Raw genomic sequence first — 8,842 nt, forward strand, 5'->3', positions numbered from 1 at the left:
AAGCCCGTTCAATATTCATGTCAGCAGCCGGGGCCTGATTGCGCGCTTCGATCGCTGTGGCGCGCCAGTGTCGGCGACAGGCTGCGTCGATCACAGGCCAGATAGATTTCAAAGCCTTCATCTCGGCCTTGCTGAACTTGCGGGTCTTGCGCATCAGCGACACCACGATGGTCAGCTTGTCATGAACATCGACAAGAAAGCCCACTTCTTCGGCCAGTCCTGTGCGCGCGTAGTAGCTGCGGTAATATTCGCCCTGGTAGAAACGATCCGGTGCTATTTCTCTTAAACGCCAAAGACCGGGGGCAACATCCCCCGTCGCGGCTAGATAAAACGGATCAAGCAGGTATGGTCCCTCTTGATAGTCATCCACATGCATCACTCGGCGATCTGGCGAAAAATCATCGTAGAGCGCCAAAGGTTGGGTGTTGCCGACGTAGCCAAAGATGACCGTGTAGTCGAAGTCAACAACCGCTCGGAGTCCCTCGGACAAGATAACGGGAAGATCGTCACTTTCGAGAGTATCGATGATCCGGGCGGCTTGTATGTCCCAATTGGTCAAGGCAGTTGGACCTCTCTGTTGACCAATTCATGTATAACAAAAAGAATATTTACACAAAGCGCAAAAATTTCTCTCATTGGTCCATGGGTGAGATATGTAGCAAATGACAAAAGTAGCGGAAACCTTCTCCGTTGATGGATATCCTCGGGAGTCCGCCAAAGCGCTGCCGGGTGCCGTGGCCGAATTGCGGGGCGTTTCGAAAAGCTATGGTGACGTCCAGGCTGTCCGGCATTTTGATCTGGCCATCGCGCCGGGCGAGTTCCTGTCGTTTCTGGGACCTTCGGGCTGCGGCAAGACAACGGCCCTTCGAATGCTTGCCGGGTTCGAGGCGCCCTCTGCCGGTACCGTTCTGATCGATGGAAAAGACGTCTCGGGTCTTGCGGCGTATCAGCGCCCGGTGAACATGGTGTTCCAAAGTTATGCGCTGTTTCCGCATCTGACAGTCGGTCAGAACATCGCTTATGGCTTGAAACAGCAGCGGCCGAAGCTGCCGCTTGCCGGCATCAATGACAAAGTCCAGCGGGTCCTTGAGACTGTGCGTCTGGCGGATTTCAAGGACCGGCGCATCTGGGAAATGTCGGGCGGGCAGCAACAGCGTGTCGCGCTGGCACGCGCCATCGTGAACGAGCCGAAACTGCTTTTGCTGGACGAGCCCCTCGCCGCGCTAGACAGAAAACTGCGCAAGGAGATGCAGATCGAATTGCAGGATTTGCAGCGCCAGTTGGGCATTACGTTTGTCCTTGTGACGCACGATCAGGAAGAAGCTTTGTCCTTAAGCGATCGTATCTGCGTCATGCGCGCGGGGGAAATTGTGCAGGTCGGCACGCCGCGCGAACTTTATGATCAACCAAAGAGCAGGTACGTTGCCGACTTTGTTGGCACGTCCAATTTCTTCGACGGCAAGATCATCGCGGTGAACGGTGGGACGGGGCAAATCTCACTCAGCGATGGGCGCAGTTATCGGGCTTTTCTATCCGATGCCATCCCTGTGGGTGAAACGGCCTGTGTCAGCGTTCGTCCGGAACAAATCCGGATGAGCGATACGCAATCGTCCGAGGCGCTGGAAGTAACGATCCAGAACCGGATTTTTCTCGGCGAACACACCGAATACCTCGTCAGACATGCCCGCCTTGGGAACATCGCAGTGATGGCCCCACGCCAATCCGATGGCCGGCTGGATACTTTGCAAAAGGGGGATACCGCATGGGTTCACTGGAATCCGGAGGCCGCTTTGATCCTAAGAAATGACTAAGAAAAATAAACCAATCAACAAGGAGAACTGAACAATGTCAGAAGACACCTCAATCTCAAAAAAGAAGTTCATGGAAGAACTGCGCCGATATCAGAAGGGCTCGGTCACGCGGCGGCATTTTCTTGGCGTCACGGGGCTTGGTGCTGCGTCAGCGGTGATGGGGACGGCTCTGCCGGGCCTGCGCGCAAACCCCGCTTATGCTGCGAGCCATATTGGCGACCGCGTCGTGCTGGCCACCTGGCCAAACTATCACGATCAGGCAAATTTCGACATGTTTACCGAACAAACCGGCGCGTTTTTGCAGGTGAATGTCTTTGGTTCCAACGAGGAGATGCTCGCGAAACTTCAGGCCGGTGGCAGTGGATGGGATGTCTATGTTCCCACGAATTACACGATCACGACCTATGTTGAAGAAGGGCTGATCGAACCTCTCGATGTGTCGAAACTTCCCAACTATGACGCCAGCGCGTTTGACCCGCGGTTTGCAGATGCAGGAACCGTCGACGGTGTATTGTACGCCGTACCAAAGAATTGGGGCACAACCGGTTTTGCGCTGAACACCAGCCATAGCGGCGGCAACGGGATGGACAGCTGGAAAGACTTCTTTGATCGGACGATGGACGATTTTTCGGGCCGCACAATGGTGCACGATTATCAGTTGACCACGATTGGCGCCGCTCTGAACTATCATGGTTATTCGTTCAATTCGATCGATGAAGGCGAATTGGCGGATGCAGAAAAGCTGTTGATCGACGTCAAGCCACATCTCTTTGCGATTTCGTCAGATTATCAGCCCGCGATGCGTTCGGGCGATGCCTGGATGACCATATGCTGGACAGGGGACGGCAAGCAGTTGAACACCGATATCCCGGACATCGAGTATATTCTGGGCAAAGAAGGTGGCGAATTGTGGAGCGATTATTACGCTATTCCAAAGGGTGCGCCACACACCGAAGCTGCCTATGCGTTGATTAACTTCATGCTTGATCCCGAAGTGAACGCTCGCGAGGTTTTGGCGCATGGTTATCCGGTTGCTGACAGCCGCACCAACGCATTGTTGCCGGAGGCGATGTTGAACGATCCAATTTTGTACCCCGCAGCTGAGCTGCTGAATGCGCTTGAGTTTGGTGCAGCGGCCACGTTGACCGATCCCGGCCGGGCCGAGTTGATGGCACGGTTCAAGTCAGCCTAAGCGATAAAAGAGAGAGCGGCAGCATATGACACAGCGCGCAAGAAATTGGCTTCTGGTCGCCCCTGCGGGCGCCTGGCTGCTGGTTATGCTGGTGCTGCCGCTCTCGGTCGTCTTTGTCTTCAGCTTTGGCGAACGCGCGCCCTCGGGCGGCTATGTGCCGGCGTTTTCGCTTGAGCAATATGCCAACCTGCCAGCACGTTTCACGGCGTTTAAAAATACGCTGATGTTGGCGCCTCTGGGCACGGTGGCCGCATTACTGATCGCCTATCCTCTGGCATACCAGCTTGCTGTTCGGACCAGTGATAAATGGAAAACGCTGCTGCTGGTGTTGGTGATCGTTCCGTTCTGGACGTCGATCCTCATTCGCAGTTACGCGTGGATTTTCATCCTTGGGGGGCGCGGAATTCCAGCCCTCCTCGACATTGTTGGCATAGAGGGCGTGCGTTTGATTAACACGCCTTTCGCAGTCTTGGTTGGGATCATCTATGGCTATCTGCCGCTGATGGTCTTTCCGATTTACGTCAGCCTAGATCGTCTGGACAAACGCCTGCTTGAAGCGTCGTCTGACCTTGGAGCACCTCCGTTGACAACCTTCCTGAAGGTTACATTGCCGATGTCCATATCGGGAATCGCCACGGGATGCATGTTGGTGTTCATTTTGCTGATGGGCGAGTTCTTGATCCCGGCCCTATTGGGCGGAGGCAAGGTGTTTTTCGTTGGCAATGCGCTTGTCGACCTGTTCCTGCAGTCACGGAACTGGGCCTATGGGTCGGCAGTGGCCGTGATGCTTATCGTCATCATGCTTGTGACTGTCACACTTTATATGCGTCTGATTTCGCGGCTGAATGTTCAGCACGACGACGCTCCGCTGATGTGAGGCCCCATGCGCATTTATGCCGTTTGTGTATATGTATTCCTCTATACTCCCATCGCGATCATCGCGTTGTTCAGCTTCAGCGCCGGGCGCAGTGCGAGCCAACTGGAGGGCTTTTCTGTCCAGTGGTATGGCCGTGCGCTGAACAATCCGTTTGTGATGGATGCGCTCGGTAACAGCCTTTTCGTGGCCTTTGTGTCTGCCACACTCGCAAGTGTATTGGGAACTTTGGCAGCCGTTGGTTTGCAGGGCATCCGGGGACCTGCGCGGGCCCTGTTTGACGCATTGATCTACATCGCAGTGATGATCCCCGGGATCGTGATTGGCATTGCCACCCTGATTGCTCTGGTGACGGTGTTTGGCGTTGTGAACCCATGGCTTGAAGCGTTCTGGCCGGGCAGCGCCCCTGCGCCGACGCTGCGGATGGGAATGGGGTCTTTGATCGCCGCCCACACCATGTTCACCCTCGCGCTGGTCATCATCATCGTACGCGCGCGCCTTGCCGGGCTGGAAGGTGCGCTTACGGAAGCCTCAGCCGATCTCTATGCAACGCCGCTGGGCACGTTTCGCCAGATTACATTGCCGCTGATTGCGCCTGCGATCCTGGCTGGATTTTTGCTGAGCTTCACGTTTAGCTTCGATGACTTCATTATCGCTTTTTTCGTCGCCGGATCAGAGACAACGCTTCCGATCTATATCTTCTCGTCCATCCGTCGTGGCATTACCCCTGAGGTGAATGCCATCGGCACTATGGTGATGGGCGCCTCTTTGATCATGCTTGTTGTCGCGCAGCTTATCTTGAGACGGGGACAAAAAAGATGATCTTTGATTTTGTGAAAGGGACGCGTTTTGCAGCTTGAGAACAAGGTCGCACTTGTTACAGGTGCAGGGTCCGGAATTGGCGCGGCGGGTGCGCGGGCGATGGCCCGTGAAGGCGCTTACGTGTTTGTCACGGATCGCGACGCAGCCTCTGCGCGGGCTGTTTCGCAGTCTATCGCGGCCGAAGGATATGCTGCTGAAGCTCTCCAGCTTGACGTGACCGATGATCAGGCATTGATCGACGCCATTAAGGGGGCGGCGCTTACAAAGGGCCGGCTGGATATTCTGCACTCGCATGCAGGTCTGCAGGTCGAGGGGAAACTTGAGGACGTAGCGGTTGCCGATATGGATGCTTCCTGGGCGCTGAACGTGCGTGCGCATTTCGTTGCGGCGCAGGCGGCGATTGCGCCCATGCGTGCTCAGGGCGGCGGAAGTGTTATTATCACGTCGTCAAATTCCGGCGTGCAATATGACCGCGAGATGATTGCCTATGCGACCACCAAGCATGCGGTTCTGGCCATGACGCGCCAGATGGCTGCCGATTATGCGAAAGAGAATATCCGGTTCAACTCTCTGTGCCCCGGTTTCATCGACACACCGTTCAATCGCGGCTTTGAGATTCAGATGGGTGGGCGCCACAAGCTTGATGAATATGTCGAAACCACCATCCCGATGGGTCGTTTTGGCACGGTTGATGAAATTGCCGGCGGGATTGTGTTTCTCGCTTCTGATCAGTCGGCGTTCATGACCGGGCACGCTTTGGTCATCGATGGCGGCGAAAGCATCTGAACACCACTCGGCCTGTGATCAAAAGGAACGATGAGATGAGCAAAACACCCAATGATCGCCTTGCTGGCAAGACGGCTGTCATAACCGGAGGTGCGGCTGGGATAGGTCGCGCGACGTCGCTGATGTTTGCGCGTGAAGGCGCGCATGTGGTCATCCTCGATATTCAGGATCAGGCCGCGGAACAGACGCTGGATATGATCGAAAAGGCTGGTGGCTCTGGGCATTATTTCCACGCGGATGTCTCGAAAGCAAACGAAGTAGATCGGGCATTTGATGCGATTAAAGCAGATGTCGGGCCTTACGATGTTTTGTTCAACCATGCGGGAACGATCATTGTGAAGGCTCTGCACGAGTCGACCGAGGAAGACTACGACAGGCTGATGGATATCAATGTCCGCTCGGCCTTTCTTGTCTGTCGTCGAGCCCTGCCTGAAATGGTGTCAAATGGAGGCGGATCGGTTGTCATCACTGCGTCAATCGCCTCGGAACTTGGGTATGCGCTTGAGTCGCTCTACTGCATGTCCAAAGGCGCTGTTTTGCAACTGGCCCGGACAATCGCAATTGAGTATCGCGATCAGGGCATCCGTTGCAATGCGGTCTGTCCGGGGTTCGTAAAGACTGCTCACGGTTTGCGCGAAATTGCAGAATTGGACGCGGCCGGGCAGACCTGGAAGGACGGCGACCTGGCCGCAACGCAAGGGCGGATATGCGAGCCAGATGAGGTGGCTTCCGCCGTCGTTTTCCTGGCGTCCGATGAAGCAAGTTTCGTCAACGGACATGCGCTTTATGTGGATAATGGTTGGTACTCCAAGGGGTGAAACTTGTGATCAGCACGGATTGGCTGGCAGAACACTGAGGTGTCGTTTCGGTCAAGTCTAACAGCGAATTTTCTCCATCGCTGGATCAAATAATGGCTTGAGTGACGCGGTCGCATTGACGAGCACCCCGGCAACATCGATCTGCCATGTGCCTTCGTTGACCATTGCCGCCGTCAGTGGTTCGTCCAGCTCCGCAAATCCAATGCCGACAGCACCACCAAGCGTGTGGCCGTATCCCCCGATTTGGACATGGCCGACCTCTGATCCATCGAGAAAAATCAGTTCGTTTCCATACAACAGTGGCTCGGGGTCTTGTAGCAGGAACTGCAACATCCGTGTTGATGGAACGCCGTTGGCCTTTATGTCGGCCAGAGCGTCGCATCCGATGAATCCCCCGGGTTTGTCGAGTTTGACGGCAAATCCCAAGCCGGCCTCGATCGGGTTGTCGGTGTTGTCCACGTCAAGGTTAGTGTCGCAAACTTTTGGTATCCGTTGCGTTCGATCGATGCTTGGTGCAGATGGCACGGCTTGAAAGGCTAGTATCAGGGTCGGGAAAATGGTCAGTTTCAAAGGCGCGCAGTATCCGAAATCTGTGATCCTCTACGCGGTCTATTTCTACGCCAGGTTTCCGGTCTCATATCGAGACCTCGAAGAAATCATGGCCGAGCGAGGCGTCGAGGTTGATCATGCGACGCTCAATCGGTGGGTTGGGAAATACGCAGGCGCACTGGCCGAAATGGCTCATCTCCGGAAAGCACCGACCGGGCGATCTTGGCGCATGGACGAAACCTATATCAAGGTCAAAGGCCGTTGGATGTATCTCTATCGAGCGATCGACAAGTTCGGCAACACCCTTGATTTCATGCTCTCCAAGCGCCGCGATGAAGCGGCGGCGACGGCATTTTTCGCCAAAACCATCGCCAACAATGGCTGGCCGGAAAAGGTTGTCATCGATAAGAGCGGTTCAAACGCGGCCGGTCTGTTCAACATGAATTACTTGTTGGTGTTACAGAGCTGGTGCTGGCTGATCGAAGTCCTGCAAGTCAAATATCTCAATAACATCATTGAGCAGGATCATCGCTTCATCAAGAAAATCACCCGCCCCATCCAGACCTTTAAATCGTTTAATCCCCGGCGGCGACCCTGGCCGGTATTGAAACTGCTCACATGATCCGCAAAGGCCAATTCGACCGATTGGGCTATCCGGTTTCGAGCAGTTTGCGGAGTTGGCAGGATAAGTGTGTCCAGAAAAGGCCGCGTCTCGACTCACCTGAGAGTTTGCGACACTACCGCGCCAACTCAGCGCGTAATAAGGGTCAGCTTCATTGTCCTTGCAGAGACTGATTCGAATCCGTCTGACACCACCCGTTCTGGCTACGACGATCAATAATCCGGGCGTCTACGCCGCGAATATTGTTCTGTCACCGACGCGAATTTCAACTGGAACACGGTATTTCTTTAGCGCCGCTTCGCTGACTTCAATTCCAAGACCCGGCGCATCTGGGAGATGTATCAAGCCCTCGGCATCAGGTTGAATGTGGTTAACGGTCAATTCACGGGCAAGGGCCTGTGAACCCGTCGGGAATTCGCAGATTTCATGGCCTTCGTGCCCGGCAAATGGCTGCAGCGAGGCTGACAATGCAAGGTTGGAAGTAAAGGTGTGGTTGACGTAAACGACCCCCCTGGAAAGGGCAAAATCGGCAACTTGTTTTGCCGGGCCAAGGCCGCCGATACGACCGCAATCAATCTGGATGTAGCGCACGCCGCCAAAGTCGATCAGGTGCTCGGCCATTTGTCGGTTATGGGCAGCCTCGCCGCCGGCGATACCCACGGTTTTCGTGCGTTGTCCGAGTGCGGCATAGGCCGCGAGCGCATCGCCAGCGAAGGGTTCTTCGTACCATGTCACACGGTTGCGCTCCATCGCTTCTAGGCGCGCCGCCGCCGCGTCGACGTCCTCACCAAAGATCTGGCCTGCGTCGATCAACAAGACGCCATCCTCTCCCAACCCCTCGCGGGCAGCATCAAGCTGATCGATATCGCCCTGAAGTGATGCGCCGAACGGTGCCCAACCGAATTTTGCTGCGCGGAAGCCATCGGCCCGGATTTGTAGTGCGCGTTCCAGCGTCTCTTGCGCAGTGGTTCCGAACAGAACAGATGCATAGGGTGTCTTGGGGTAGGCGCGGTCATATCCGAGCAGTTTCCATGCAGGTTCGCCTCGCGCTTTGCCCAAAAGATCCCAAAGTGCCATCTCGATGCCCGACCATGTGTGGGCGGCTTGCAACAGGTCCATTGAGTTATAGGCGACGGCTGCTGCCATTGCAGCAATATCGTCCGGACCGTTCAAGGGCATCCCCAAGACCGATTCCGAAACCGGCTGGCAGGCACCATGCGACATTGGCGTCACAAAGGCGGCGATCGATACCAGCGGCGAGGCCTCGCATTCACCCCAGCCGACGAAATCGCCGGCAGTGACCCGCACGACCAGCGCGTCTTGGCTGCCATCAGCTGCGATCGTAACTTGCGGCATCGAGAGGTAGTA

Annotated in this window: 9 protein-coding genes and 1 pseudogene; 7 read left to right on the forward strand and 3 right to left on the reverse strand. The window is 55.5% G+C overall.

Annotated elements, in window-relative coordinates; translation table 11 throughout:
• The coding region (locus tag AC221Y_RS16180) for a helix-turn-helix transcriptional regulator (RefSeq protein WP_486707750.1) at nt 1–559 on the reverse strand (559 nt) is incomplete at its 3' end.
• 103 nt (nt 560–662) lie between these two features.
• On the opposite strand from AC221Y_RS16180, the gene AC221Y_RS16185 reads away from it, so the two are divergent.
• The 6 genes from AC221Y_RS16185 to AC221Y_RS16210 are packed head-to-tail and all read left to right on the forward strand — an operon-like array spanning nt 663 to nt 6,303.
• A complete protein-coding gene (locus AC221Y_RS16185) occupies nt 663–1,811 on the forward strand; it encodes an ABC transporter ATP-binding protein (RefSeq protein WP_299755710.1) in 1,149 nt (382 codons plus the stop codon).
• A 34-nt stretch (nt 1,812–1,845) separates the two neighbouring features.
• On the forward strand, nt 1,846–3,003 hold the full coding sequence (locus tag AC221Y_RS16190) for an ABC transporter substrate-binding protein (RefSeq protein ID WP_299755712.1): 1,158 nt from the start codon (nt 1,846–1,848) through the stop codon (nt 3,001–3,003).
• A 25-nt stretch (nt 3,004–3,028) separates the two neighbouring features.
• A complete protein-coding gene (locus AC221Y_RS16195) occupies nt 3,029–3,880 on the forward strand; it encodes an ABC transporter permease (RefSeq protein ID WP_486707751.1) in 852 nt (283 codons plus the stop codon).
• A 6-nt stretch (nt 3,881–3,886) separates the two neighbouring features.
• The gene (locus AC221Y_RS16200; protein ID WP_299752397.1) at nt 3,887–4,699 is read left to right on the forward strand and encodes an ABC transporter permease; all 813 of its coding nucleotides are present in this window, start codon (nt 3,887–3,889) and stop codon (nt 4,697–4,699) included.
• A gap of 27 nt (nt 4,700–4,726) precedes the next feature.
• Nucleotides 4,727–5,485, forward strand: coding sequence for an SDR family NAD(P)-dependent oxidoreductase (locus AC221Y_RS16205; RefSeq protein ID WP_299752394.1), 759 nt, complete (start codon nt 4,727–4,729; stop codon nt 5,483–5,485).
• A 35-nt stretch (nt 5,486–5,520) separates the two neighbouring features.
• Nucleotides 5,521–6,303, forward strand: coding sequence for an SDR family NAD(P)-dependent oxidoreductase (locus tag AC221Y_RS16210; protein WP_299752391.1), 783 nt, complete (start codon nt 5,521–5,523; stop codon nt 6,301–6,303).
• A gap of 57 nt (nt 6,304–6,360) precedes the next feature.
• Here AC221Y_RS16210 and AC221Y_RS16215 read toward each other — a convergent pair whose 3' ends face one another.
• A complete protein-coding gene (locus AC221Y_RS16215) occupies nt 6,361–6,873 on the reverse strand; it encodes a glycine cleavage T C-terminal barrel domain-containing protein (protein ID WP_299752389.1) in 513 nt (170 codons plus the stop codon).
• On the opposite strand from AC221Y_RS16215, the pseudogene AC221Y_RS16220 reads away from it, so the two are divergent.
• Nucleotides 6,860–7,541, forward strand: a pseudogene (locus AC221Y_RS16220) (IS6 family transposase). The gene AC221Y_RS16215 and the pseudogene AC221Y_RS16220 overlap by 14 nt on opposite strands.
• Nucleotides 7,542–7,702: 161 nt before the next feature.
• Here AC221Y_RS16220 and AC221Y_RS16225 read toward each other — a convergent pair.
• The coding region (locus AC221Y_RS16225) for a mandelate racemase/muconate lactonizing enzyme family protein (protein WP_486707752.1) at nt 7,703–8,842 on the reverse strand (1,140 nt) is incomplete at its 5' end.

It is taken from the genome of Boseongicola sp. (assembly GCF_057460485.1).